21 protein-coding genes are annotated in these 24,787 nt (G+C 68.6%); 13 read left to right on the top strand and 8 right to left on the bottom strand.

The window, feature by feature from the left end; genetic code table 11:
* Nucleotides 1-6 precede the first annotated feature (6 nt).
* The 9 genes from EV652_RS08320 to EV652_RS08275 all read left to right on the top strand — a co-directional run bounded on the left by EV652_RS08320 (nucleotide 7) and on the right by EV652_RS08275 (nucleotide 9,631).
* Complete coding sequence (locus EV652_RS08320) at nucleotides 7-492, top strand: MarR family winged helix-turn-helix transcriptional regulator (RefSeq protein WP_132208398.1); 486 nt, start codon at nucleotides 7-9, stop codon at nucleotides 490-492.
* A 295-nt stretch (nucleotides 493-787) separates the two neighbouring features.
* The gene (locus tag EV652_RS08315) at nucleotides 788-2,320 is read left to right on the top strand and encodes an ABC transporter substrate-binding protein (protein ID WP_132208397.1); all 1,533 of its coding nucleotides are present in this window, start codon (nucleotides 788-790) and stop codon (nucleotides 2,318-2,320) included.
* Complete coding sequence (locus EV652_RS08310; RefSeq protein WP_132208396.1) at nucleotides 2,321-3,259, top strand: ABC transporter permease; 939 nt, start codon at nucleotides 2,321-2,323, stop codon at nucleotides 3,257-3,259. It begins immediately after the preceding gene.
* A complete protein-coding gene (locus EV652_RS08305; RefSeq protein ID WP_132208395.1) occupies nucleotides 3,256-4,080 on the top strand; it encodes an ABC transporter permease in 825 nt (274 codons plus the stop codon). The genes EV652_RS08310 and EV652_RS08305 overlap by 4 nt, the downstream gene beginning before the upstream one ends.
* Nucleotides 4,077-5,675, top strand: coding sequence for an ABC transporter ATP-binding protein (locus tag EV652_RS08300; RefSeq protein WP_132208394.1), 1,599 nt, complete (start codon nucleotides 4,077-4,079; stop codon nucleotides 5,673-5,675). The genes EV652_RS08305 and EV652_RS08300 overlap by 4 nt, the downstream gene beginning before the upstream one ends.
* Nucleotides 5,672-6,718, top strand: coding sequence for a pyridoxal-phosphate dependent enzyme (locus EV652_RS08295; protein ID WP_199238059.1), 1,047 nt, complete (start codon nucleotides 5,672-5,674; stop codon nucleotides 6,716-6,718). Before EV652_RS08300 ends, EV652_RS08295 begins: the two co-directional genes overlap by 4 nt.
* A 203-nt stretch (nucleotides 6,719-6,921) precedes the next feature.
* The gene (locus tag EV652_RS08285; RefSeq protein ID WP_242001630.1) at nucleotides 6,922-7,668 is read left to right on the top strand and encodes a Rossmann-like domain-containing protein; all 747 of its coding nucleotides are present in this window, start codon (nucleotides 6,922-6,924) and stop codon (nucleotides 7,666-7,668) included.
* 119 nt (nucleotides 7,669-7,787) lie between these two features.
* The gene (locus EV652_RS08280; RefSeq protein ID WP_132208392.1) at nucleotides 7,788-8,948 is read left to right on the top strand and encodes an MFS transporter; all 1,161 of its coding nucleotides are present in this window, start codon (nucleotides 7,788-7,790) and stop codon (nucleotides 8,946-8,948) included.
* A 20-nt stretch (nucleotides 8,949-8,968) separates the two neighbouring features.
* Nucleotides 8,969-9,631 (top strand): DUF1707 SHOCT-like domain-containing protein, encoded by a 663-nt coding sequence (locus EV652_RS08275; protein WP_132208391.1) that lies wholly within the window; start codon nucleotides 8,969-8,971, stop codon nucleotides 9,629-9,631.
* 39 nt (nucleotides 9,632-9,670) lie between these two features.
* Here the strand turns inward: EV652_RS08275 and EV652_RS08270 are convergent, their stop codons facing one another.
* Nucleotides 9,671-11,221 carry a dolichyl-phosphate-mannose--protein mannosyltransferase gene (locus EV652_RS08270; protein ID WP_369410005.1) on the bottom strand — a complete coding sequence of 517 codons (1,551 nt, stop codon included), beginning with the start codon at nucleotides 11,219-11,221 and terminating at the stop codon, nucleotides 9,671-9,673.
* Between the two features lie 186 nt (nucleotides 11,222-11,407).
* Here EV652_RS08270 and rsmI point away from each other — a divergent pair, with 186 nt between their 5' ends.
* Both rsmI and metG read left to right on the top strand, forming a co-directional pair.
* A complete protein-coding gene (gene rsmI, locus EV652_RS08265; RefSeq protein ID WP_242001652.1) occupies nucleotides 11,408-12,268 on the top strand; it encodes a 16S rRNA (cytidine(1402)-2'-O)-methyltransferase in 861 nt (286 codons plus the stop codon).
* 125 nt (nucleotides 12,269-12,393) lie between these two features.
* On the top strand, nucleotides 12,394-13,962 hold the full coding sequence (metG, locus tag EV652_RS08260; protein WP_132208388.1) for a methionine--tRNA ligase: 1,569 nt from the start codon (nucleotides 12,394-12,396) through the stop codon (nucleotides 13,960-13,962).
* Here the strand turns inward: metG and EV652_RS08255 are convergent.
* Nucleotides 13,959-15,227: a helix-turn-helix transcriptional regulator gene (locus EV652_RS08255; RefSeq protein ID WP_242001628.1), complete on the bottom strand. Its 1,269-nt coding sequence runs from the start codon at nucleotides 15,225-15,227 to the stop codon at nucleotides 13,959-13,961. The two genes, metG and EV652_RS08255, sit on opposite strands and share 4 nt — an antisense overlap.
* 139 nt (nucleotides 15,228-15,366) lie before the next feature.
* Between EV652_RS08255 and EV652_RS08250 the strand changes: the two genes are divergently transcribed.
* Nucleotides 15,367-16,278: an NADP-dependent oxidoreductase gene (locus EV652_RS08250; protein WP_132208387.1), complete on the top strand. Its 912-nt coding sequence runs from the start codon at nucleotides 15,367-15,369 to the stop codon at nucleotides 16,276-16,278.
* Nucleotides 16,279-16,312: 34 nt separating this feature from the next.
* Here EV652_RS08250 and EV652_RS08245 read toward each other — a convergent pair whose 3' ends face one another.
* From EV652_RS08245 to EV652_RS08225, 5 genes are read right to left on the bottom strand one after another with little or no spacing between them, the layout of a single operon-like run.
* Nucleotides 16,313-17,224, bottom strand: coding sequence for a phytanoyl-CoA dioxygenase family protein (locus EV652_RS08245; protein ID WP_132208386.1), 912 nt, complete (start codon nucleotides 17,222-17,224; stop codon nucleotides 16,313-16,315).
* A complete protein-coding gene (locus EV652_RS08240; RefSeq protein WP_132208385.1) occupies nucleotides 17,221-18,516 on the bottom strand; it encodes an ABC transporter substrate-binding protein in 1,296 nt (431 codons plus the stop codon). The genes EV652_RS08245 and EV652_RS08240 overlap by 4 nt, the downstream gene beginning before the upstream one ends.
* A 9-nt stretch (nucleotides 18,517-18,525) precedes the next feature.
* On the bottom strand, nucleotides 18,526-19,335 hold the full coding sequence (locus tag EV652_RS08235) for a carbohydrate ABC transporter permease (RefSeq protein WP_132208384.1): 810 nt from the start codon (nucleotides 19,333-19,335) through the stop codon (nucleotides 18,526-18,528).
* Nucleotides 19,336-19,347: 12 nt separating this feature from the next.
* Nucleotides 19,348-20,259 (bottom strand): carbohydrate ABC transporter permease, encoded by a 912-nt coding sequence (locus EV652_RS08230; protein ID WP_242001627.1) that lies wholly within the window; start codon nucleotides 20,257-20,259, stop codon nucleotides 19,348-19,350.
* Nucleotides 20,252-21,562, bottom strand: a complete 1,311-nt coding sequence (locus EV652_RS08225; RefSeq protein ID WP_132208383.1) for a glycoside hydrolase family 36 protein — start codon at nucleotides 21,560-21,562, stop codon at nucleotides 20,252-20,254. Before EV652_RS08225 ends, EV652_RS08230 begins: the two co-directional genes overlap by 8 nt.
* A gap of 77 nt (nucleotides 21,563-21,639) precedes the next feature.
* On the opposite strand from EV652_RS08225, the gene EV652_RS08220 reads away from it, so the two are divergent.
* Nucleotides 21,640-22,557 (top strand): helix-turn-helix domain-containing protein, encoded by a 918-nt coding sequence (locus EV652_RS08220; protein ID WP_132208382.1) that lies wholly within the window; start codon nucleotides 21,640-21,642, stop codon nucleotides 22,555-22,557.
* Here EV652_RS08220 and EV652_RS08215 read toward each other — a convergent pair.
* Nucleotides 22,529-24,700, bottom strand: a complete 2,172-nt coding sequence (locus tag EV652_RS08215) for a discoidin domain-containing protein (protein ID WP_132208381.1) — start codon at nucleotides 24,698-24,700, stop codon at nucleotides 22,529-22,531. The genes EV652_RS08220 and EV652_RS08215 overlap by 29 nt on opposite strands.
* Nucleotides 24,701-24,787: the final 87 nt, after the last annotated feature.

Here is a 24,787-nt window from a genome sequence, read left to right as displayed (position 1 = left end):
GGTCGGATGACGGAACCACGGTGGCTGGACGCGCGCGAGGCGCGTCTGTGGCAGTCGTACCGTGACGCGTACCGCGAGCTGATGCGCGCCCTGGAGAGCCGGCTGATCGGCAATTCCGGCCTGTCCGGCGCCGACTACGCCCTGCTGCACCCGTTGTCCGTCGCTGAGCACGGCGTCCTGCGGACCCGTGACCTCGGCAAGTCGGTCGGCTGGGAGCGGAGCCGGTTGTCGCACCAGGTCAGCCGGATGGAGAAGCGCGGCCTGGTCTGCCGCGAGGAGTGCGTCTCCGACGCCCGCGGCTCGATGGTCCGCCTCACCGACCTGGGCCGCAAAGCGATCGACGCGGCCGCACCGGACCACGTCGACGCGGTCCGGACGTACTTCTTCGAGCGGTTGAGCCCCGAGGAACAGGACCAACTCGCGATCCTTCTCGACCGCATCGTCGCGAACATCCCCGCGGACCCCTGCGGATCCGCCGACTGCGCCGACTAGACACCTCCCCGGACGCGGCGCACTTTGTGCACCAGTTCAGTACGGAGCAGCGCTCGGCGTACTCAACTGGTGCACAAGGTGATGGCCGGTAGCGGCTGCGAAAACGGTGGTGACTGCCGGTACTCGGAGGTAGGGGATGGTGACACGCCGTCACGGAGCGCAGGGGGTGGGTGAGCCGGAAAGAATGATCTCGTCTCGTTCGGATGCGCGCTGAATTTGACAACGATTTTCATTAACGGCAGGATCTCTCACCGACGGCGACCTCGTCGGGACCTCTACCGTGAAGGAAGCGCGCATGTCCGATGCACTGAACAGGCGAGGATTCCTGGGGCTGGCCGGTGGACTGGGACTGGCGGCGCTGACCGGGTGCGGAGCTGACGGTCAAGCAGCCGCCCAGCCCACGCAGGGTGGCCGGCTGCGGGCCGTGTACGCCGGCGGCGGGGCGAAGGAGGTGCTCGACCCGCACGTCCAGAGCCTGTTCGTCGACATCGCGCGGCACAAGGCGATGTACGAGAAGCTGGTCGAGCTCGGCCCTGATCTGAAGCCGGTGCCGCGGCTGGCGGAGAAGTGGGAGAGCGACGCGCAGGCGACGACCTGGCGATTCACGCTCCGGGACGCGACCTTCCACGACGGCAACAAGCTGACCAGCGAGGACGTTCTCTACAGCCTGGCCCGGATCGCCGACCCGAAGGTCCCGGACCGCGTCGCGCAGGCGTCACTCACCACCCTGGATCTGCGCCGCAGCAAGGCGATCGACCCACGGACCGTCGAACTGACCCTGTCCGCGGCGAACGCGGAGTTCCCCGCCCTGCTGGCCGGCATCGGCACCCAGATCGTCCGCAACGGCTTCGCCGACCCGACCAGGCCGATCGGCACCGGCGCGTTCCGGTTCGTCTCGTTCGACGCCGGCCGGTCGATGGTGGCCAGCCGGTACGACGACTACTGGGACGACCCGGCGCGGATCGACGAACTGCACATCCTGTCCGCCGACGCCGAGGCCCGGGCGAACGCCGTACAAGGTGGACAGGCCGAGTACGCGAACGACATGACCGCGACCTTCGCCCGTACGGCGGAAGCCGGCAAGACAGTCCGGATCGTCGCGGCGAAGGCCAGCACGATGCAGGCGTTCGTGATGAAGTGCGACCGGCCGCCGTTCGACAACCCGGACGTCCGGATGGCCTTCAAGCTGCTCGCCGACCGGCAGCGGCTGGTCGACGTGGTGCTCGCCGGTCGTGGTGCCGTCGGCAACGACCTGTTCGGCAAGGGCTACCAGTACTACCCGGCCGACCTGCCGCAGCGGGAGCGCAACGTCGAGGAGGCGAAGGCGCTGCTGAAGAAGGCCGGTCTGGTGAACAAGGAGATCGAGATCTTCACCGCCGACGCGTCGGCCGGGTTCGTCGAGGCGGCCACACTGTTCGCCGAGCAGGTCGGGGAGGCGGGGGTGAAGCTGAAGGTCACCACCGGCAGCTCGCAGACCTACGCGAAGGACCTGCTGACCAAGGGTGTCATCGGCAACCACCGGTCCGGTGCGATGCCGATCCCGCAGTACGTCACAGACCGGCTGCTGTCCAAGTCGCCGTTCAACGTCACGCATTGGCGCCGGCCGGCCTTCGACTCAGCGTTCGCGGGCGCGCAGGTGCTGACCGACGAGACGGCGAGGTCGGCCAAGTACGGCGAACTGCAGAAGACGCTCCGGGACGAGGGTGGCATCCTCGCCTGGGGTCTACCGGATTACCTGGTCGCCGTGTCGGCCAAGGTGCAGGGTGTGGAGGCGGTCCCGCCGAACACCCTGGACTCGGGCAGGTTCGACAAGGTGTGGCTGGCCTGAATGCGGTCATACGCAGCGCAACGCGCCGCACTCGCCGTCGTCCAGCTCGCCGTACTGTCCGTCCTCGTCTTCTTCCTGACCGCATTGCTTCCCGGGGACGCGGCCGAGATGCGGTTCACCGAGACGCTGACACCTGAGCAGGTCGATCGGATGCGCGCGCAGCTCGGGCTCGATCAGCCGGCAGTCGAACGGTTCACGCACTGGTTTGGCAACGTGCTGACGGGTGACCTCGGTACGTCGCTGATCAGCGGCGGCCCGGTGATCGACATCGTCAAGGACTCGGTCGGCGCCACGCTGGTGCTCACGCTGGCCACGCTGGCGGTCGTGGTCCCGTTGGCCGTTGCCCTGGGCATCGTGATGGGGACACGCGAGAACGGCCGGCTGGATCGGGCGATCACCTCGGTCACCTTGGCGCTTTCGGCGATTCCGGACTTCGTCATCGCGGTCCTGCTGGTGGCGGTGTTCTCCCTCAAGCTCGGTTGGTTGCCGGCGACGTGGATCGGTGGCGATCTGGTCGCCAGTCCCGTGTTGCTGGTGCTGCCGGTCGCGGTGCTGTTCGGGCGGACGGTCTGTCTGCTGTCCCGGCAGGTCCGGGCCGGCACGATCACGGCGCTTCAGGCGGAGTACGTCGTACAGGCTCGGCGGCTCGGGGTTCCGCGGCGGCGGTTGCTGCTGCGGCATGTGCTGCCGAACGCCGCTGTGCCGGGTGTGCAGGAGTTGGCGCGGACCGGGGACACCCTGCTGGGTGGGGTGCTGGTCGTGGAGGCGATCTTCGCGATTCCTGGGTTTGCGACTGCGCTCGTGGATGGGGTGGAGACGCGGGATGTGCCAGTCGTGCAGGGTCTGACGCTGGTGCTCGCGGTCGCGGCGCTGGTGATCAACCTCGGCGCCGACCTGGTCTGCAACCGCTTGGTCCCGCGGACGGAACTGCTCCGATGACAGCCCGCGCACGATCTGGGGCCCTCACCGCCCAATTGCCGATCGCGGTATCGACCGCGCTGGTCGTCGTGCCGCTCCTGGTCGCCGTCTTCGGGCCATTCCTCGACGTGCGGACCACGCCCGGTCTTCCCTACGACTCGCAGGGCTTGCTCGGCACCGACGGCTCGGGACGGGATGTCCTGCAGCTCTTGCTCGACGGTGGTCGGACGGCTCTCGGCATGGCCTTCGGCGCGGTGCTGATCGCCTACCTCGTGGGCGGTCTGATCGGGCTGACTGCGGCATCCACCCGGCACCGCTGGCTTGACGAAGCGTTGATCCGGCCGCTCGACGTACTGCTGCCGTTGCCTTCGCTCCTGGTGATCAGCGTGGTCGCCGTCGGCTGGCGGGCGTCGGCGTTCGCGATCACCCTGGCTGTTGCCATGGTCAACGTTCCGACCGTCGCCCGACTCGTCCGCGCGGCGGCCCTCGACGCGGCCAGCGGACCGGTCGTTGAGGCGCTCCGGATGCAGCGGGAGAGCTGGATCGGCATCCATCTCGGGTACGTCGGTCGCGCCGTACTGGGCCCTGTTGCCGCCGACATCGGTACCCGCATCACCCTGGCCGTCTTTCTCGTCGCCTCCGTGAACTTCCTCGGCCTCGGGCTGAGCCCGACCGCCCCCGACTGGGCGGTCAGCGTGTCCCGCAACCGTGAAGGTCTCCTGCTCCAGCCGTGGGCTGTGATCGCACCTGCCTTGATGCTCGTGTCGTTCACGCTCGGCTTCAACCTGCTGGCCGACCGCGTGGTGCACCGCTCGCGCCGCCTGGCCGAGGTGAGCGGATGAGCCCGCGCTCTCACACCTCCACGCCGACCTCTGGGCCGGGTGAGGAGGCGCTGGTACGAGTGAGCGCCCTGGCCGCGACCGCCGGATCGTCGATCCTCGTCGACGGCGTCTCGTTCGAGGTCTGGCCTGAGCGAGTGACAGCGTTGGTTGGTGCGTCTGGCTCTGGCAAGACGACTTCCGCTCTTGCGCTGCTCGGTGAGCACGGGAACGGTGTGCGGCTCGAGGGTACGGTCGAGGTCGATGGGCAGGTGGTTGTCGACGGCAACGGGCCGACGACTGCCGCGTCCGCCGTACGTGGTCGGGTGGTGGCGTACATGCCGCAGCATCCCGGCAGTGCGCTCAACCCCGCGCGACGAATCGGCAAGACACTGCAGGAGCTCGAGCGGCTGCATCATCCGGGTGAGTCGGTTGTCCCTGAAGCGCTCCGGGCGGCCCAGATCGATCGCAGCACGCTGCGGCGGTTTCCGCATCAGTTCTCAGGTGGGCAGCGGCAGCGGATCGCGTTGGCGCAGGCGCTGACCTGCCGACCGAAGGTCCTGGTGCTGGACGAGCCGAGCACCGGTCTGGACTCGATCACCCGGCTGCAACTCGTCAGTGAGCTGCAGGATCTGGCGACGAGCGGGCTCGGTATCCTGCTGCTCAGCCACGACCTCGATCTCGTCCGGGCGCTGGCCGAGCACGTCGTCGTACTGTCCGCAGGGCAGGTGATCGACTCAGGTGGTCCCGAAGTGCTCCCGGCCACGCTCGAGCTGCAGTCGCTGGGAACGCCGAGCCCGGGCAAACCATTGCTTCAGGCAATGAACCTGTCAGCGTCGCTGCGGCCCCGCGGCCGTGATCCCATCCTGCACGAGGTCGACCTCGCCGTCCGGCCGGGACAGTGCGTCGGCATCGTCGGTCGCTCCGGCAGTGGCAAGACCACGCTCGCCCGCTGCCTGGCCGGCCTGCACGAGCGCTCGACGGGCCGGATCCTCCTGGACGGTGATGACCTGCCCGTCCTGCGGAAGCGATCGCTGGAACAGAACCGCCGAGTCCAGTACGTCTGGCAGGAGGTCCGCGGCTCGTTCGACGAACGCCGCCCGGTCGACCAGCAGGTCGCTCGCACAGCCCAACGGCTACGCGGCCTTGGCTTCAAGGACGCCCATGCCGAAGCGGTCTCGACCTTGGCGCGGTTGGGCGTCTCGGCCGACACCGCGGCCCGGCCGCCGAGCCGGCTGTCCGGTGGAGAGCTGCAACGCGCCGCACTCGCCAGGGCCGTCCTCGCGCACCCCGACGTACTGATCTGCGACGAGATCACCACAGCCCTCGACGACCGCGGTACGACGCTCGTCGTCGAACTGCTCGCCGAGCTGAAGGACCGCGGGACCGCGCTGGTCTGGATCGGGCACGACCTCGGCCTGGTCGCGGCGGTGTCCGACCACGTCCTGGTGATCGACGCCGGCCGGGTGATCGAGCACGGTCCACCCGCGACCGTGATGACCGCACCGAATGAAGAACTGACCCAGCGGCTGGTGAGGGCCGCGCGGATCGGACACACCCCAGAACCTCCGCCCGTGCTGACCACCTGTGCCGACACGAGGAGCGAACCGCGCCGATGACGCGACTGCACGACCACCTGGCGGAGGCCATCAAGGACCCGGACCCGATCCGGGTCGGCGATGACCTGATCTGCCTGCGGTTCGAAACCATGAAGGTGTACTCCGCGCTCGGCGCCGTACGCCACCTGCTGGAGACCGGGGCCGTCCGCCCTGGCGACACGCTGATCGACAGCTCGAGCGGGATCTACGCGCACGCGCTGGCGCTGGCCTGTCACCGGTACGGGATGAAGTGCCACATCGTCGGCTCCACCACTGTCGACCGGACGCTGCGGGTCCAGCTGGAGATCCTCGGCGCGACCGTGGAACAGGTGCCGTCGTCGAACAACCTGCAGCTGGACCAGAACCTCCGGGTCCGGCGGATCGGCGAGATCCTGCGCGACAATCCGACGTACCACTGGATGCAGCAGTACCACGACGACATCCACTATCTCGGGTACGGCGCGGTGGCCGACCTGGTGAACGAGGTGGCGCCGACCGGGCCGCTGTGTCTGGTCGGCGGGGTCGGGACCGGTGCGTCGACCGGTGCGATCGCGGAGTACCTGCGCAATCGCGGGCGGGACGTCAATCTGGTCGGGGTGCAGCCGTTCGGCAGCATCACGTTCGGGGCCGGGCACACCCAGGACCCGGAGATGATCATCGCCGGGATCGGCAGCTCGATCGAGTTCCGGAACGTGCGGCACGAGTTGTACGACCGGCTGCACTGGGTGTCGTTCGACTACGCGATGTCGGCCGCGGTCGACCTGCTCCGGACGTCAGGGGTCTTCGCCGGCCTCTCGGCCGGAGCGGCGTACCTGTCGGCGCTCTGGGAGCACAACTGCGACAGCAGCCGGAAGCACGTCTTCCTGGCCGCCGACACCGGGACGCGGTACGTCGAGTCGGCTTTTGCCCGTCATGCCGAGGCGCGGCCGATGGCGTCGATGCGGCCGCAGGAGATCGCCTCGCTGGACGAGCTCGCGGTGCCGTGGTCGGCGATGTCATGGGACCGGCGGGACTCGGCGCTGGCCCAGCGCGAGGAGTTCCCATCTGCGACCCCGTCGCATTAGTCTGAGGGTGTGACGGGGTATGTGCTGCTGCGGACCGCGTCCGATCGGCGCTCGCTGCTGCACTGCTTCCAGCCCGCGGGTCGTCCAGAGTTATCCGCCCTCACTTACAACCCCGAAAGGCTGGCCGACCTGCCATGACCGCTTCCGTGGCTGCCCTGACCTCCTCCGTGCTGTCCGCCGCACTTGGTCCTTCTCCTGCTGAGATGCCCATCACCAGTGCCTTCTGGCTTCACCACACCACCCGGCTGCCCGGTGCGGACGTCACCTATCGGAACTACTACGTGCTGCTCCGGGTTGGCGAGGTGTTCGGTGCGTGCTCGTTCGAGGCGGGCGAGCTCGATCCGTCGTACTGCGCTGACACCTCGGGCCTGACGATTCAGGACTTGTTGTCCTCGGAAGGCGTTGCGTTGCCGGTGCGGATCGCGGCGCTGGACGCCTATCTGGCCGCGGTCGAGCCGCATCACGCGTCGCCGCTGGCCGAGGAGATCGTGCTTCCCGCTGGTACGCCGGACGTGCGGGCGCGGGCCCGGGATGCGGCCGTCGCGGGGTTGCTGGATGTTGCCGAGGGCACCAAGGTCGCGTTGATCGGAGTGGTGAACCCGCTCGTCGACGCGATCACCGCGCGCGGTGGGGTCTGTCTGCCCTGTGATTTCAACCTTCGCGAGACCGCGTCCGGGCTGCCGGTTTCCCGCGACATGACGGAGGTTATCGATGCCGCCGATGCTGTCGTGGCGACCGGAATGACCTTGTCCAATGGGTCTTTCGACGTCCTCGTTGATCGTTGCCGTCAGCAAGAGAAGCCGTTGGCGGTCTATGCTCAGACCGGAAGCGCCGTGATCCGGTCCTTCCTCGGTTCCGGTGTCACAGCCCTCTCCGCCGAACCCTTTCCCTTCTCCCAGTTCAGCTCCCGCCCGAGCAGCCTCTACCGCTACCCCAGGACGGACACATGAGCAGCAGTACCCCCAACTCGGCGCCTGCCGCCGGCCCTCGCCCCGCTGTTGCGCTGAACGCAGCTCCTCCCTCTGCCCACGCGCGCAGCGCGGGGGCGGAGGTGCCTGGGGACTGGCGGATGGCGCGGCGGCTTTGGCCTTTCTTGCTGGCGTCGGCGGTGAGTTTGATTCCGTTCACGGTGTTCGGGATGTACTTGGTGCCGATCGCGGCGGCGGCCGGTGGGAGCGTGGCGGAGATCGGCGGGCTGCGGGGGCTCGGCGGTCTGGCGGCGCTCGTCGTCGGGTTCTCGCTGGCGCCGTTGATCGACCGGATGGCGCGTGAACTGGTGGCCGCCGGAGGCCTGGCGCTGCTGGGGATCTCGGCCGCATTGGGTGCTGTCGGCAACGTGTTCGCGCTGGCCGCGTTCTGCCTGCTGATCGGTGCGTCGACCTCGATCCTGGCGCCGTCGATCGGCGCCGCCGCGGCCGACCGGTTCACGTCGCCAGCGGCTGCCGGGCGAGCGGCGACACTGGTGTCCGCGACAACGTCGGCGATGGCGATGCTGGCTGCACCGCTTCTCGCCGTACCGGGGATGCTGTGGGGCTGGCGGGGCAACCTGCTCGCAGCGTCGGCTGTCTCGCTCGCGTTGTCGGCGGCGTTCTTCTGGCGCGGCCGCGGGCGGAAGGCGCCGCTCCGGGCGGATGGCGGTCAGCGGATGAGCTACCTGGCGACGTACCGGGAGCTGGCCCGGGTTCCCGGCGCGCTGCCACTGCTCGTGGTCGCGATGCTGCGGACGGCAGCGTTCATGGGGTACCTGGCTTACCTGGCCGCGTTCTACGACGAGAAGTTCGACCTCGCGCCGGGTTGGTTCGCGCTGGTGTGGTCGCTCAGCGGTGCGTCCTTCTTCCTCGGCAACCTGCTGGCCGGCCGCTACATCGCGCTCGAGCGTCCCTGGATCGGCCCCGAGAAGATGCTGCTGATCGGTCTCGGAGTCGCTCTGACGAGTGTCGCGGCCTTCTACTTCTCGCCGACGCTCCCGCTCACTCTGCTGCTCACGGCACTGATGGGTGCCAGCCACGCAACGGTCGCCGCCTGCGTCACGACGCTGCTCGTCCGGCGCAGTGGCGACCTCCGCGGTTCGGCGCTCAGCGTCAACGCCGCCGGGATGAGTCTCGGCACCTTTCTGGGTGCCGCGCTGGGCGGTCTGGGCCTCGGCCTCGGTGGTTACCCGGGCACCGCCCTGACTTTCGCGTCGATCACCCTGATCGCGGTGCTTTTTGCCCTGCGAGTACGCCGCTGACGGGGTTATTGTTCCGTCTTATGGAGAACCTGCCCGAGCGCCCGCATCCGCATGCGCACCTGCGCGCGTCAGACACCGATCGTGACCGGGTTGTCGACGTACTGCGAGATGCCCTGATGTCCGGGCGGTTGTCGCAGGACGAGCATGCCGAGCGGCTCGAGCAGACGCTGCAGGCGAGGACGCTGGGCGAGCTCGAGCCGATCACGCAGGATCTCGTCGTACCGCAGCAGGCGATGCCGGCCGCGAGTCCGGCAGCGTCGAACAGCCCGGTGCCGATCGAGGAGCCGGCCAACCCGTCGGACAGCTTCGACACCATGTTCGCGGTCTTCGGCGGCGGTGAGCGGTCCGGCCGCTGGCGGGTCCGGCGCCGGACCAACGCGGTCGCGATCTTCGGCGGGCACGACCTGGACATGACGAACGCGGTCTTCGAGGGCCGCGAGGTGACGGTGTGGGCCTTCGCCATCTTCGGCGGGATCGACATCACGGTCCCGGACGCGGTCACCGTCCGCAGCGAGGGCGTCGGGATCTTCGGCGGCTTCGGGGTTCGCGGCGGCGACGATCCGGACCCGAACGCACCGGTCGTCGTGGTCAAGGGCCTGGCGCTGTTCGGCGGCGTCGGCGGCCAGAAGTCCTCCAAACGCCACAAGAACAAGTCCAAGGGCCACGGCCACCTCGGCCACTGAGGCCTAGGGCGCAGCACGCAGGGAATTGAGAGACGCACCCTAGATCCAGGACTTGAACCACATGCGGTTGAGCCAGTCCGGGTGCGGCAGCACCTCGTCGGTCAGGATCGGCCAGATGTAGGCGAAGTTCAGCACGACCAGGACGACGAAGGCGCCGACCACCGCACTGCCGATCAGCCGGCGTGGTGTCGCCTGGCCGAGTGCTGTCCGGGCCGGGCCGAGGATCTTGCCGAGCACGAGGGCCAGTGCCATCACCGTGAACGGGATCATCGTGACGGCGTAGAAGAAGAAGATCGGCCGGTCGTCGAAGGCGAACCACGGCACCCAACAGGTGATGTAGCCGACGATCGGGATGCCGAATCTCCAGTCGCGCTGGGCTATCCAGAAGACCAGGGCGGCGAGCAGCGCCAGCGCGCCGCCCCACCACAGCAGCGGCGTACCGAGCGCGGAGATCACCGACAGGCAGTTCGTCCCGGCCGACGCGGTGCAGCCCGCCGTACCGGGCTTGATGTCGTTGACCGCGTCGAACCCGATCGGGCGGGCGATGATCGGCCAGCCGGCCGGGTTCGAGGCGTACGGGTGGGTGGCGTTCTTGATGTAGTCGCCGGTGTGGAAGGCGAGCACTTCCTGGTGGTAGTGGATCAGCGACCGGAAGTCGTCCGGGACGACCTTCATCACGCCGTGCGCCGGGTTCTTGGACGCGTAGTCGTGGTCGTAGGCGTTGTCGTGCAGCAGCCAGCCGGTCCAGGTCGCGGTGTAGGTGACGAGGGCGACCAGGACGATGCTGAGGAACGCCGGGATGCCGTCGACCAGCGCCGACTTGATGAACGCGTGCCGGACACCGAGCGCGCGCCGGGCGCCGAAGTCCCAGGCGAAGACGAGGATGCCGAAACCGGCGATCACCCAGACCGCGGACCACTTGGTGCCGAGCGCCAGCCCGAAGCAGATGCCGGCCGCGATCCGCCACGGGCGGATGAGCAGCCAGCGCCCGAGGGTACGGCGTTCGCCCTCAGGAATTGGCGTGTCGAGGGACTCGGCGTGCCGGCGGCGGGTCCAGTCCCGGTCGGCGACCAGACAGGAGATCGCGGCGACCAGCCAGAACGCCAGGAAGATGTCGAGCAGCGCGACCCGGGACATGACGAAGTGCAGGCCGTCGACCGCGAGCAGCAGGCCGGCGACACAGCCGATCAGGGTGGACCGGGTCATCCGCCGTACGGTCCGGATCACCAGCAGCACGGTCAGGGTGCCGGCCAGGGCGGGCATGAACCGCCAGCCGAACGTGTTCATCCCGAACAGCTGCTCGCCCGCGGCGATCATCCATTTGCCGACCTCGGGGTGCACGGTCAGGCTCGGGGTGTCCTTGAAGACGTCCAGGTTGCCGGCCAGGATCGCCTTGTCCGCGGCGCCCTCCGGCTGGTCGATGAACTGCCGGGCGTAGCCGAACTTGAGCAGGCTGAAGGCGTCCTTGGCGTAGTACGTCTCGTCGAAGACGAACTTCACCGGGTCGCCGAGGTTCCAGAACCGCAGGAACGCGGCGATCGCGGTGATCACCAGCGTCGCGATCCAGCCGCCCTCGAAGTCCTTCGGCATCGGCGGGTACAACCGCTCCTTCAGCGGCGGCAGCCGTCTCCCGAGCACGTCCCGCCCGAGCACGTCACGCCCTCGGCGGGCGTCCTCCCACTGGGCGGATCCATCCTCGAAAGCAGCAGTCACGCCCGCCATGGTACGGAGCCCCCAGTAGCACTGACCCCCGGCGTGCTGTCCGGGGCTGCGATGATGGGGCCCGTGACCGGGCGATTGGTGCTGGCTGGGAGTCCTATCGGGGATGTGCAGGATGCGTCGCCTCGGCTCGGGAAGGTGCTGGGTGAGGCCGATGTGGTGGCGGCCGAGGACACCCGGCGATTGCGGCGGCTGACGTCGGGGCTGGGAGTGGTGGTCCCCGGCCGGGTGGTCAGCTATTTCGAGGGCAACGAGCGGGAGCGGACCCCGGAGCTCCTGGACGCGCTGACCGCGGGGCAGACGGTGGTCGTGGTGACCGATGCGGGGATGCCGAGTGTTTCGGACCCCGGGTATCGGCTGGTGGCCGCGGCGATCGAGGCCGGCGTCGACATCACAGCCGTACCGGGGCCGTCCGCCGTACTGACTGCTTTGGCGCTCTCCGGCCTCCCGGTGGACCGGTTCACCTTCGAGGGGTTCCTGCCGCGGAAGCCGGGGGAGCGGGCCCGGCGGCTGGGTGAGCTGGCGGACGAGCCGCGGACGATGGTGTTCTTCGAGGCGCCACACCGGCTGGCCGCGTCGCTCGAGGCGATGGCGGAGGCCTTTGGCGCAGAACGTCGTACGGCGGTCTGCCGCGAGCTCACCAAGACGTACGAAGAGGTCAAGCGCGGGCCGCTCGACGAGCTGGTGACCTGGTCGAAGGACGGCGTCCGCGGCGAGATCACGGTCGTGGTGTCCGGCGCCGACCCGCACAAGGTGCTGACCCCGGAGCAACTGGCCGAGGAGGTGGCCGCCGATGAGGCGGCGGGTACGCCCCGTAAGCAGGCAATCTCAGACGTGGCCAAGCGTTTCAATGTGCCCAAACGCACCGTCTACGACGCCGTCCTGGCCAAACAGCGTGCAGATCGACAGGACGTATAGCCCGAAATCGACAGGTAGGTCCGCTGCCCAGGCGCAGGCTCGCCCTCGGGGGCGGCACACCTCCTGTCGATCTGCACCGGGTGGCCCTGGTAAATAGCGCTGGCGCGCGGCACTACCCTTTTCGTATGCCCGAAGACAAGGCCTACTACGTCACCACCCCGATCTACTACGTCACGGCGGCGCCGCACATCGGCAGCGCGTACACGACCGTGGCCGGGGACGTCCTGACCCGCTGGCACGCGCAACGCGGGGAGCGGAAGTGGTACCTGACCGGTACCGACGAGCACGGCGAGAAGGTGATGCGCAGTGCGCAAGCCCAGGGCATGACGCCGAAGGAGTGGACCGACAAGCTCGTCGAGGAGGCCTGGAAGCCGGCCTGGGGCGACGTCGACATCGCGTACGACGACTTCATCCGGACCACCGAGCAGCGGCACACCGAGCGGGTCCGCGAGTTCTGGCAGACGCTCTACGACAAGGGCGACGTCTACAAGGGCGAGTACGAGGGCATGTACTGCGTCGGCTGTGAGGAGTTCAAGCTCCCCGCGGACATCCGCACCGACGAGGACGGCACCCAGCGATGCATGATCCACGGCACCGAGCTGGAGACGGTCTCGGAGACGAACTACTTCTTCCGGCTCTCGGCGTACGCCGACAAGCTGCTGGAGCTGTACGAGTCGCAGCCGGACTTCGTCGCCCCGGCCAGCGCCCGCAACGAGGTGATCGCGTTCGTCAAGCAGGGTCTCCAGGACCTGTCGATCACCCGGTCGACCTTCGACTGGGGTATCCCGGTCCCGTGGGACGAGGAGCACGTCCTCTACGTCTGGATCGACGCGCTGCTGAACTACGTGACCGCGGCCGGGTACGGCACCGACCCGGAGCGCTTCGAGCAGCTGTGGCCGGTCGACGTACACCTGGTCGGCAAGGACATCCTGCGGTTTCACGCGGTGATCTGGCCGGCCATGCTGATGGCTGCGGAGGTCGCGGTTCCGAGGCAGGTGTTCGCGCACGGGTGGCTGCTGGTCGGCGGCGAGAAGATGAGCAAGTCCAAGCTGACCGCGATCGCGCCGCACGAGATCACCGACCACTTCGGGTCGGACGCGTTCCGGTACTACTTCCTGCGCACGATCCAGTTCGGCTCGGACGGGTCGTTCTCCTGGGAGCACCTGAGCGCGGTCTACACCTCCGAGCTCGCCAACGGCCTGGGCAACCTGGCCAGCCGGATCGCGGCGATGGTCGGCAAGTATTACGACGGTGCCTTGCCCGAGCCGACCGACCACGGCCCGGCCGAGCAGGCGCTCGCGGACAAGCTCGCCCAGACCGTGGCGACCGCGGACAAGGCGATCGAGACGCTGGCGTTCCACGACGCGCTGGCCGCGATCAACGACCTGGTCGGCGCGATCAACGGGTACGTCACCGAGCAGGAGCCGTGGAAGGTCGCGAAGGACGAGTCCCAGCGCGACCGCCTCGCCACCATCCTGTACTCGGCCGCCGAGGCTCTCCGCGCGGTCGCCGTACTGCACAACCCGACCATGCCCAAGACGTCGGCCAAGCTCTGGACCCTCCTCGGCGCCGAGGAGAAGCTCGGTTCGCTCGCCGACCAGCGGATCCAGGACGCCGGCACCTGGGGCCAACTCCCCGCCGGCGCCACCCTCACCAAGGGCGACGCCCTGTTCCCCCGCCTCGAGGAGTCCTAGACCGCTGTTGCGTGGTAGAGGGCGGCGGCTTGGGTTCGGCTGGTGACGGCGAGTTTGGTGAGGATGTTGGCGACGTGGAACTTGACTGTGGATTCGCTGATGTGGAGGGCTTCGGCGATGGAGCGGTTGCGGTGACCTTCGGCGAGGCGTTCGAGGACTTCGAGTTCGCGGGTGCCGAGGGCGGCCAGCGGGTCTGAGGTGATCGTCTGCGGTGCCGAGTTCGCCTGGAGGGTGATCCGGGCGGTCAGGCCCCAGCCGGGGACGGCGTCCAGGTCCAGGTCGCCCTCGTGCAGGCGGAGCCGTTCGGCCAGTTGACCGAGGTCGAGGACGTCCTCGAGCCGACCGGGGCCGTCGTCGCGGATCGTCGCCTGGAGTTCCGTGCCGGTCCACCGCCAGCCGACCCGGATCCGGCGTACCCGGTCCTGGGTGAGCATCGCGAGGACGACGGACCGGACGGCGACCCGGGCCCGGTGCGCGACACCCGCCGGGATCAGCCGGTCATTGCCAGGGGTATCCAGTTCGAGCTCGACCGGCCCGTGCCGGAGCAGCGCGCGGAGCGAATCGGCGAGTCGGTCGAAGGCCTTGCCGGCCGGTTCCTCGCCGCTGCACACCCGGTCCCGCTGGGTGTCGGTGCGGAGCTCCGCCAGGCCGTTCAGGGCCAACTCGACCGCCATCGAACGGGCCGAGGCGTCGTCGATCCGCTGGTTTCGCAGTACGCCGAGGAGAGTCGCGAGCGTGGCTGCGTGAGCCTCGCCGAGCTCGGCGGCGACGTCGGCGCGAGCCTCCGCCACGGCCCGGTTCTGTGCGAGGGCGCCGGGCTCCCGCTCGAGCGTGAGTCGGTACATGTGCGCGGTGACCAGGTCCCACAGCTCCTGGATCATCACGGCGGCGGGCGTCGGCGTCTCGTCGTACCGGATGAAGACGACCACGGATCCGCGTGGTGCCCGGTCGCTGGAGACGGCCAGGACGGGGTGGTCCGAGCCTGCGATCGGTACGACGCCCTGCCACGGCTGACCGGCGGTGATGGTGCCGAGCAGGGCGGCCAGGTCGGCACCGCTAACAGCCTCGGCCAGCTTGGGCTCTCCGTGCGCGGTGACCGGCGTGGACGCGCACTGGGACGCGAGTTGAGCGACCGCGCGGTGCGGGATCAGTTCGGCGGTCGCCGCCGACAGGCGCTCGAGGAGCTCCGACGGCGGTCCGTCGATGATCTGCGCGACCGACGCGAGCACCTCCGCCACTCCGACACTCTCGCCTGTCATCAGCATGGTGTTCAGAGTACGTCGGTTGATGCGTCCACCCGAGCCCGTCTTTCGGGCGGTGGACAACTGTCCGAACGGCCAGTCGGAAAAGCACGGCGTCCCGCCACCCTTGATTGAAGCATCAATCAATCGATGGAGGCAGAACATGCAAGCGGTGGTATTCGAGGAGTTCGGCGGTCCCGAGGTGCTGCGGACCGAGGACGTGGCCGAGCCGCATGCCGGACCGGGGGAGGTGCGGGTCAGCGTCCGAGCCGCCGGGGTGAACCCGATCGACTTCAAGATCCGCCGCGGCTGGACGCAGGGTTTCATCGACGTCACCTTCCCGGCGACGCCCGGGCTCGAGGTCGCCGGTGTGGTCGACGAGGTCGGTGAGGGTGCGGACTTCGCGATCGGCGACGAGGTCGTCGGTTGGTCCAAGACCGGTTCGTACGCCGAGGAGGCGGTCGTCGGCAACGTCGTACCGAAGCCGGCCGGGGTGAGCTGGGAGCAGGCGGTCGGTCTGCCGGTCGCGGGTGAGACGGCTCAGCGGGTCCTGGACGAGCTCGGGCTCAAGGCCGGCGAGACCCTGTTGCTGCACGGAGCCGCGGGTGCTGTCGGCTCGATCGCCGTACAGCTCGCCAAGGCCGCCGGCGCCACGGTCATCGGTACCGCGTCACCCGCGAACCACGACTTCCTGCGCGAGATCGGTGCGATCCCGGTCGCGTACGGCGACGGACTGCTCGACCGGGTCCGCGAGGCGGCGCCGCAGGGAGTCGACGCGGTGTTCGACGCCGCCGGCCAGGGCGGGCTGCAGGAGTCGATCGAGCTCCGCGGCGGCACCGACCGCATCATCACCATCGCCGACATGCAGGCCGGAGCGCTGGGCGTCGCGCTCTCGGCGGCCAGCTCGGCCTCGCCCGAGGAGATCGGCGCCGCGCTGTCGAAGCAGCTCCAGGCCGCCGCGGACGGCAACCTGAAGGTCCGGGTCGCCGAGACCTTCGCGCTCGCCGACGCCGCCAAGGCCCAGGAGCTGAGCGAATCCGGCCACGCCCAGGGCAAGGTCGTCGTACTGATCTGAGAACTGTGCGGGCGGGGACACCCGCCCGCACAGTTCAGACGTACGCGAATCGCGAGGCTGGTGCCGGTACGTCGTCCAACCGCGGATCCCAGCGGTCGACGAACCGAACCCCATCCGGGATCTCGACGCAGGCCGTCGAGGTCCACCCGCGAGTGAGCGTCGGGAAGTCCGGCACGTCCGGGTGGTAGTGCGGCTTCCCGGTGCCGAGCATGTCCCTGGCCATCGGCGCGCTGACGGCCTGGTACCGGAAGTCGGCCGACACTCGCAGTTGCTTGGTCCGGTTCGGCATCGCGCCATGCACGGTCAGGCTCCCGAACAGCAGTACGTCGCCCGGCCGGTACGACGTCGTCCGCCACTCCGGGTGGTTCTCGTCCGCCTCGGCCCGCATCATCCCGGGCCCGTCGGACGCCTTGACCGGAAGGACACCGAGCCGCGGCGAGCCCGCGAGTACCCGCAGACCACCGATCTCGGGCGGTGCCTCGCTGAGTGGAAGCCAGGTCGTCAGCGTGTCGATGCTGCCCTGGATGAACCGGTAGTCCTGGTGGATCGGCGTCGGGTTCGCCCCGGGCGACGACGGCGCGATCCGGCAGATGTGCGCCGGGTGCGCGAACGCCTCCTCACCCAGCAGCCGGCTCGTCAGGTCCAGCAACTCGGGCCGCACGGCCAGCTGATGGAACGCCTCGGTGCTCTGGATCGCCGTGTAGGCACCGAAGAACCCCGGCGATCCCTCCTCAACGGCCCGATCCGACGCGACCAGATCCTGGGCGTCAGTGCCCGGCGCGAGCCAGTTGCTGTCGTGCAGAATCCGGGCCAGCTGCTCCCGCACGTCGTCGACCACGCCGACGGGCAGCAGTCCGCGGAAGAAGAGGTAGCCGTCCTCGGCCAGTCGGGCCCGCAGTACGGCGGCGTCCGTCAGCATGCCGGACGAGTCGGTCAGTTCTTTCACTTGTCATTCCCGATCTTGTCCATGGACGCCGCGATCGCGGCGACCTCCACCTTGTCGACGTACAGGTCGTTGACCGCCTTGTTGATCTCGGCGACCTTCGCGGTCCAACCGGACGCGATCGGCATGTTCACCGTGCTGCCGGCCGCCGAGTCCAGGAACGGCTGGACGTCGACTCCCTTCTTCTTCCAGAACGCCGTGTACCCGGCACCGGCGTCGTTCAGCGCGGGGATGATGTAGCCGGCGTCGCCCATCAGCTTCTGCGCCTTCTCCGAGCCGAGGAAGGCGACCAGCTTGCCGGCCTGCTCCGGGTGCTTGGTCTTGGCGAACATCACCTCGGCGAGCCCGTTGATCACGACTGTGCGGCCCGACGGTCCGGCGGGCATCGGGGCGACCCCGATCGGGAACTTCACCTCCGGCAGCGCGAACGGCAGCAGCGCGTTGTTGGCCGGGAACATCGCCACCTCGCCCCGGTAGAACATCTCGGTCGCCTGCCCGGTCGGCGGGTTGGTCCGGGTGCCATCGGGGGAGACGCGCCACTTGAAGATCAGGTCGCGCGCCCACTGCAGCGCCTCGACCGACTTCTGACCGGCGAAGTCGAAGGTGCCGTACGGCTTGTCCATCGCGTGGCCGCCGTTGGAGGCGATCCAGTTCAGCCACTGGGTCTGGCTGTGGTTCCAGGAGCAGAAGCCCCACTGCTTGGTGCCGACGGTCAGCTTGCGGGCGAGCTCGACGAACGAGCCCGAACCGTCCGGGGCCCAGGTCAGCTCGGCCGGCATCGTCACGCCGGCCTTCGCGAACAGGTCCTTGTTGTACAGCAGCCCGACCACGCCGAGATCCTTCGGCATCCCCAGTTGCTTGTCCTCGAACTTGTACGACTCCACGACGTTCGGGTGGTACGAGTCGAGCTTCAGGCCGGCCTTGCCGATCAGGTCGTCCAGTGGCGCGAGCACGCCCTTGCCGGCCAGGTCGGGGAAGTTCTCGACCGTCAGCCAGAACACGTCCGGCGCCTTGCCGGCGGCCAGTTCGGTGGTGAGCTTGGTCCAGTACTGGTCCCACGGCAGCACCTCCATCCGGACGGTGATGTCCGGGTTCTCGGCGGTGAACGCCGCGAACACCGCCTTGTAGCCGACCTCCTGCTGTTCGTCCCACAGACGGTAGACGAGTTCGGCCTTGCCGCCGCTGCTGCTCGCGTTGTCGTTCGACGACCCGCAGCCGGCCAGCGCGAGCACAGAGCCGGCGCCGATCAGGAAGGTCCGCCGGGACAGGGGCTGTGGTGAATTCTTCGGGAACATGTGAGCCTCCTACTTGAGCCCGGTGACCGCGACCGAGCGGACGATGAAGCGCTGGAAAACGACGAAGAGCACGAGCAGCGGCACCAGCGCGACCAGGCTGCCGGCCATCACGGCGTTGTAGTCGACGCCGATCTCGCTCTTGAACAAGGCGATGCCGACCGAGAGCAGCCGCTTGTCCTCGCTGCTGGTGATGATCAGCGGCCAGAGGAAGCTGTTCCAGTTGGCGACCACGGCCAGGGTGGTGACGGTGACCAGGATGGGTTTCGACAGCGGCAGCACGATCGCGACCAGGGTGCGGATCCGGCCGGCGCCGTCGATCCGGGCCGCGTCCTCGAGATCGGCCGGGATGCCGCGGAAGAACTGCCGGAGCAGGAAGATCGCGTACGGCGTGCCGAGCATCGTCGGCAGCATCAGGCCGGCCCAGGTGTCGACCAGCCCGAGCTTCTGCATCATCAGGTAGAGCGGGATCATGGTGACCACCGGCGGCACCATCAACGTCGACAGGTACACCCAGAACAAGGCGTCCCGGCCTGGGAACGACAGCCGCGCGAACGCGTACGCCGCCAGGATCGCGAACACCACCTGGCCGGCCGTGATCCCGGCCGTCACCAGCACCGTGTTCACCAGGTAGCCGCCGAAACCGGACGCGAACAGCCGGTCGAAGGCGGCCGTGCTCGGCGGCAGGCCCGGCTCCCACGGCAGCGTTTCCGACAGTTGCCCAGGGCCCTTGAATGCGGTCAGGACGGTCAGGAAGTACGGGAAGATCGCGAACACACAGCCGGCCACCAGGACGCCGTACGGCAGGAAGCGCAGTCTCACGGTGACACCACCTCAGGAGAAGTCGTAGGTCGTACGGCGTTCGAAGTACACGAACTGGGAGATCGTGGCGATCAGCACCACGGCGAACAGCAGCACCGAGATGGTCGAGGCGTAGCCGAAGTCGAACTTGCGGAACGCCTCGTCGTAGATCAGGTACGTCGCCACCTCGGTGCTGTCACCCGGGCCGCCCTCGGTCATCACGAAGATCGTGTCGAAGGCCTGGAACGAGCCGATCACGTTGGTGATCAGCACGAACAGCATGGTCGGCCGGAGCAACGGCAGGGTGATCGAGAAGAAGTGCGCGACCGGCGACGCACCGTCCAAGGACGATGCCTCCCGCAACGATCGTGGGATGTGCTGCAGACCGGCCAGGAAGAACAGCATGTTGTAGCCGGCGAACTGCCAGATGTGGACCGCGGCGACGCTCGGCATCGCCAGCAGTGAGGACGACAGCCAGGCCGGGCCGTCGATACCGAACAGCCCGAGGAACTGGTTGATCGCGCCGCGGCCGGGGTCGAAGATCCACGTCCAGACGAGTCCGAGCGCGACCGGTGTCGCCATCCACGGAATCACCAGCAGGGCCCGGAAGTACTTCATCCCGCGCAGCTTGCGATCGACCAGCAGGGCCAGCAGCAGCGAGAGGATCGTCGTCCCCGGGACGCAGATCACGACGTAGTACAAGGTGACGAGCAGCGAATGCCAGACATCGGAGTCGGTGGCCAGTTCGCGGTAGTTCGCCAGCCCGACGAACTCCGGCGTCGCCAGCAGTTTCCAGTCGAACAGGCTGAGCACGATCACGATCAGCACCGGCGCGAGCAGGAAGCCGATGACACCGACCATGCTCGGTGCCAGCAGCGCGTAGGCGGCCAGGGTCTGCCGCCCGCGGCCGGTTCGCCGGGTACGGCGGGGCGCCGGCCTAAGCATCGGGATCCTTGAGCGGATGCGGGCGAGGCGAACTCGGGACCAGCAACTCACGGGTCCGGTCGAGGCCCCAGCGGTCGAGCTCGCCGATCGGGTCACTCGACATCCGCAACCCAGGGCCGGCGTCGATGTGATCGGCCCAGCGCTCTCGCTGCTGGATGTCGGGCCGCACGATCAGGCAGTCGGAGTCGTTCGCCCACCACCGGCCGTGCAGGAACTCGCGTGCGACCGAGGTGGACCGCGCACCGCGCTGCCCTGGCTGACTGATGTCGCCGGACGGCGGGTCGACGAGCGGATCGGTGTCGGGCGAGATCCGCATGCAGTCGACCAACCCGAGACTGGGAAGGATCGGGGCGCCACACCCGTGCAGGATCCGGTTCGGCCCGACTGCCTGCCGCAGCAGTCGCATCCCGTGCCGGTAGGCGGCGATACCGTCGATCGGTTCGTGCCGCGGGCCTTCGATCGCGCCGGCGTAGAGGAAGTCCAGCTTGAAGTGGTCGTAGCCCTGCCGGCACAACTCGGTGAACACGTCCTGCAGATGTTGCGCGGCACCCGGGTGCGTGACGTCCAGAACCAGTTGCTCTTGGCCCCAATTGGTGCCCGCGCTGATTCCGGGGACGAGCCAGTCCGGGTGCCGGCGGGCGGTCTCACTGGCGCTGCCGACCAGGAACGGGGCCACCCAGATCCCGGCCCGGCGGCCGCTCGATCGGATGTCGGCGGCCAGCCGCACGGTCGACCCGAAGTCGTCGCGCGGCGTGAGCCAGTCGCCGATATCCGCCTGGTAACCCTCGTCCAGCAGCACCAGGTCGACGCTCAGATCGTGCTGGTCGAACTGCCGGACGTCGTTCATCACGTCCCGCTCGGTCACCTTGCCCCAGTACGCGTACCAGCTGCACCAGGACGGTCCGAACACCCGGACGGGCGTCGTACCGAAGGCTTCGGCCCAGTCGGCCAGCGCCTGATTCGGGTTCGTCTGGGTGCTCGTGGTGAGCTTCACCTCGCCGTCGGCCGAGATCACCAGCCGGCCGTCCCGGACCTCGGCGCGGATCGACGGGACCGCGTCAGGGCTGGTAGCGGCCGCCACGACGACCTCGCCGCCGGTGGCTACCGCGAGCAGACCCTCGCCTTGGAACCGGCCGGCGGCGATGCCCGGCCGATACGCCATCACGTGGTGGTTCGGCGCGGTCGGCCGGGGCGGACTGTCGTCGAGCCGGTACCAGCCGCTCGGGCTCCACGACTGCCAACCGTGCTCGAAGACCAGGGTGGTGGCGTCGTACCCGAGCTCGGCGACAGTGCTGAAACCCACGGGATCCTCGATTCGCTGGGGGTGCAGGATCTTGCTGCTGTGTCGCTAATCTTGGAGCGCCAACGAGGGGATCGACCATGACGGAGCCTGCTGACTTCGACCACGATCTTGCTACTCAGGTGCTGATCGAGCTCTACAGCGAGATCCCGCCACCGAGCAAACTGGTCACCGGCCACTTCCACAGCGGCGGTGACTACCGGGTCGTCCGGCCGGACGGCGTGGGCAGCTGGTACCTGCTCTACACCGCCGGCGGCACCGGCCGGTACGTGATCGGCACGAACAGGCTCACGCTGCGCCACGGCGACCTGGTCCTGGTCAGCCCGGGCACCCCGCACGACTACGGAACCGTCGGGACCTACTGGGAATCCTGGTGGGCGCATTTCCAGCCGCGGCGCGAGTGGCACACCTGGCTCTCGTTGCCGCAGGCAATGCCGGGCCTGTCGTACGTGCGGCTGACCAGGTCGTCGGAGACGGACCGGATGGTGTCGGCGTTCGACCGGTTGCACCGCGACGCACAGCGCGCAGGGTTGTCGCCGACCGGCGACACCGAGCTGCACCTGCTGGAGAAGAGCGTCGCGGTCGAACTGACCATGAACGGCATCGAGGAGGTGCTGTTGACCGCTGTCGCCAGCCTGCGCCGGGAGACCCAGCACCTCGACGCACGGGTCCAGCTCGTGCTCGACGCGATCTCAGCGGACCCGGCGCGGCCGCACACCTTGACCTCGCTGGCCGGGATCGCGCAGATCTCGGTCTCCCGGCTCGCGCACCTGTTCAAGGAACAGGTCGGCGACTCGATCATGAACGTGGTGATGGCATTGCGATTGCAGCGGGCGGCCGAGCTGCTCGGTGCCACCGACATGTCCGTCGCACAGATCGCCCGCGCGGTCGGGTTCGAGTCAGCGCACTACTTCAGCCGGCAGTTCGGCCGCCGGTACGGGATGGCCCCGACGGCCCACCGCGACGCGGTCAGGAACCCGGAGCTAGAGCTATATTGAGCTCGGTCGCGGCCGCGTAGTCCGCGCCGCCGGCCAGGCCGATCAGCCGGACGTAGCGGGCCGTCGTACCGGACGGCAGCCGGGCGATCTTGGCATCCACAGTGCCGTCCCAGCTGCCCGTCGCGACCGACGTGAACGTGACTCCGTCGGTGCTCGTCTGGACGTCGTACGACGAGATCCGGCCGTTCGGGACCGCGGCGTCCTGGCGTGGGGTGTAGACGAGGGCCTCGATCGCTCGCATGGTCTTGAGGTCGAGCGTGATGTGCTGCGGCAGCGGCGCGTGCGGGCTCCAGTTCGAGTGCCACATGGTCGCGCAGTTCCCGTCGAGCGCGGCGGCCGCGCTGTAGGCGGTCGATCCCTGGCTGGTCGCGGTTGCCGTCATCTCCTGCTGTGGCAGCAGGTTCAGCGGACCGAACGGCCCGTCGACCGGCGGCGGCGTGCCCGGAATCGCGGTCACCCGGCCAAGCGCCGGCGCCTTGATCAGCTGGTGCGTCCGCAGGTGGTTCAGGAACACTTCCTGGCCCATCCGCGGCGCCCGGTCGAGATCGGTGAACTGCTGGAAGCCCGGATAGCCGTACTGCGCTCCATGCAGCGGCATCACCGCAGTCGTCGCCACCCGGTACGTGCGGTCGAGCCGCAGCGGCCTGCCGTCGACGAGCACCTTCGCCGGATCGACCCGGTCGCCGACCGGTCTGCCCAGGTCGTAGGTGTAGCGGAAGTTGGCCGAGGTCGCGAGTGACGACAATCTGCTGCAGCCGTACGCCGGCGGGATCCACTGCTGCTCGAGGACCGCCTCGACCGTCGATCCCTTCATCGACAGCGTGGTGATCGGCGAGATCCCGGCGACCGGCCAGGCTTCGCCGTACATCACTGTCCCTGCTTGCAGACCGGCGGCGATCACGTCGATGCCGAGGTCGGCCGGTACCAGGGCGAAGTCGGCGTCGTCGTGCGCAGCCTCTGCGCGGTAGAGATCGGCGACCAGATTGCCGGTGCGGCTCTCGGCCGTCTTGGCGAAGTCGAGATCACGGTCGAGCGTGGTCAGCGGCTGGCTCTGACGAGCCGCCCACTTGTCCATCCAGTACTTGACCGTCTTCTGGATCCCTGGATCCGGTGTCAGGTTCTTGGTCACCGCATGGTTGGCGGCCGTGGTCGCGGACCGGATGACCTCACCGGTGGCCGGGTCGAGCGACAGGTTCACCTCACCCAGCACGCGACCGTGGTTGCTCGCCTCCAGGACCGGACGCGGTACGCCGTTCGGATCGGGGATCATGCAGTTGAACGCGGTGTGCCAGTGGCCGCCGAGGATCACGTCGATGTCGGGGGACATCGCCCGGGCGGCGTCGAAGATCGGGCCGATCGGGTTCTTGCACTCGTCGTACAGGCCGCCCTGCTGACCGCCTTCGTGCATGCTGACCACGATCGCGTTCACACCTTGGGCCTTCAGCTCCGCCGCGGCCCGGTTCGCCGCCTCGACCAGGCCCTGGAAGTTGAACCCGGACCCGCCGATCGACAGAGTCTCGGTCGGCGTCCCCGGGAAACCCAGTCCGATGAAGCCGATGCGGGCCGAGCCGGCGTTGGCGATCCAGTACGGCGGCAGCACCGGACGTGCTGTCCGCGGGTCGACGATGTTGGCCGCGTGGTAGGCGTAGTCGGTGCCGTGGAAGTTCCGTCCGGTCGAGTCCTTGAAGCAGGAGTCGAAGCCCGGCGTGCCGTAGCAGGCGCCGGTCGTCATCCGGCGCAGGAACGGGAACTCCCGGTCGAACTCGTGGTTCCCGGCCACGTCGAAGTCCATCCCGAGGGCGTTCAGCACCTCGATCGTCGGCTCGTTCGCGAACGCCTGCGTGTAGTCCGGCCAGCCACTGAACTGGTCGCCCGAACCGATCAGGAAGCTGTTCGGCTGCCCGGCCCGCAGCTTGTCCAGATGTGCCTTCAGATAGCCGGCGCCACCGACGGCCAAGGTGCCCGACGGCCCGGCGATGGTCAGATTCTCGGTCTCGGACAGGTAGCCGTGCAGGTCGGTCAGGCTGAGAACCTGCACCGGGATCGGGGTGACGGTCGCGGCTGTCTCACTGGGCGCGGCGGTGGTCCCCACCACCAGACCCAGTACGGCGAGGGCCGCGCTGATCCGGGATTTCCTGGTCATCGGATGCTCCTGTCGGTCGGCGGAACCGACTCGCAACCTAATGCGGCGGAGGCTGCCCGAACATCGCCGGACCTGCTGACTTCCTAC

Origin of the sequence: Kribbella steppae (genome assembly GCF_004342025.1) — a bacterium.
GTDB classification, from domain to species: Bacteria; Actinomycetota; Actinomycetes; order Propionibacteriales; family Kribbellaceae; genus Kribbella; species Kribbella steppae.
Note: the sequence above shows the minus strand (reverse complement) of the source record. Positions and strands in the feature narration are given on the sequence as shown.

Bases quoted from the DNA above. Each gene is read 5' to 3' on its own strand.
- EV652_RS08320 (WP_132208398.1), top strand. From the start codon at position 7: ATGACGGAACCACGGTGGCTGGACGCGCGCGAGGCGCGTCTGTGGCAG.
- EV652_RS08315 (WP_132208397.1), top strand. From the start codon at position 788: ATGTCCGATGCACTGAACAGGCGAGGATTCCTGGGGCTGGCCGGTGGA.
- EV652_RS08310 (WP_132208396.1), top strand. From the start codon at position 2,321: ATGCGGTCATACGCAGCGCAACGCGCCGCACTCGCCGTCGTCCAGCTC.
- EV652_RS08305 (WP_132208395.1), top strand. From the start codon at position 3,256: ATGACAGCCCGCGCACGATCTGGGGCCCTCACCGCCCAATTGCCGATC.
- EV652_RS08300 (WP_132208394.1), top strand. From the start codon at position 4,077: ATGAGCCCGCGCTCTCACACCTCCACGCCGACCTCTGGGCCGGGTGAG.
- EV652_RS08295 (WP_199238059.1), top strand. From the start codon at position 5,672: ATGACGCGACTGCACGACCACCTGGCGGAGGCCATCAAGGACCCGGAC.
- EV652_RS08285 (WP_242001630.1), top strand. From the start codon at position 6,922: ATGCCCATCACCAGTGCCTTCTGGCTTCACCACACCACCCGGCTGCCC.
- EV652_RS08280 (WP_132208392.1), top strand. From the start codon at position 7,788: ATGGCGCGGCGGCTTTGGCCTTTCTTGCTGGCGTCGGCGGTGAGTTTG.
- EV652_RS08275 (WP_132208391.1), top strand. From the start codon at position 8,969: ATGGAGAACCTGCCCGAGCGCCCGCATCCGCATGCGCACCTGCGCGCG.
- EV652_RS08270 (WP_369410005.1), bottom strand. From the start codon at position 11,221: ATGCCGAAGGACTTCGAGGGCGGCTGGATCGCGACGCTGGTGATCACC.
- rsmI (WP_242001652.1), top strand. From the start codon at position 11,408: ATGGGGCCCGTGACCGGGCGATTGGTGCTGGCTGGGAGTCCTATCGGG.
- metG (WP_132208388.1), top strand. From the start codon at position 12,394: ATGCCCGAAGACAAGGCCTACTACGTCACCACCCCGATCTACTACGTC.
- EV652_RS08255 (WP_242001628.1), bottom strand. From the start codon at position 15,227: ATGCTGATGACAGGCGAGAGTGTCGGAGTGGCGGAGGTGCTCGCGTCG.
- EV652_RS08250 (WP_132208387.1), top strand. From the start codon at position 15,367: ATGCAAGCGGTGGTATTCGAGGAGTTCGGCGGTCCCGAGGTGCTGCGG.
- EV652_RS08240 (WP_132208385.1), bottom strand. From the start codon at position 18,516: ATGTTCCCGAAGAATTCACCACAGCCCCTGTCCCGGCGGACCTTCCTG.
- EV652_RS08230 (WP_242001627.1), bottom strand. From the start codon at position 20,259: ATGCTTAGGCCGGCGCCCCGCCGTACCCGGCGAACCGGCCGCGGGCGG.
- EV652_RS08220 (WP_132208382.1), top strand. From the start codon at position 21,640: ATGACGGAGCCTGCTGACTTCGACCACGATCTTGCTACTCAGGTGCTG.
- EV652_RS08215 (WP_132208381.1), bottom strand. From the start codon at position 24,700: ATGACCAGGAAATCCCGGATCAGCGCGGCCCTCGCCGTACTGGGTCTG.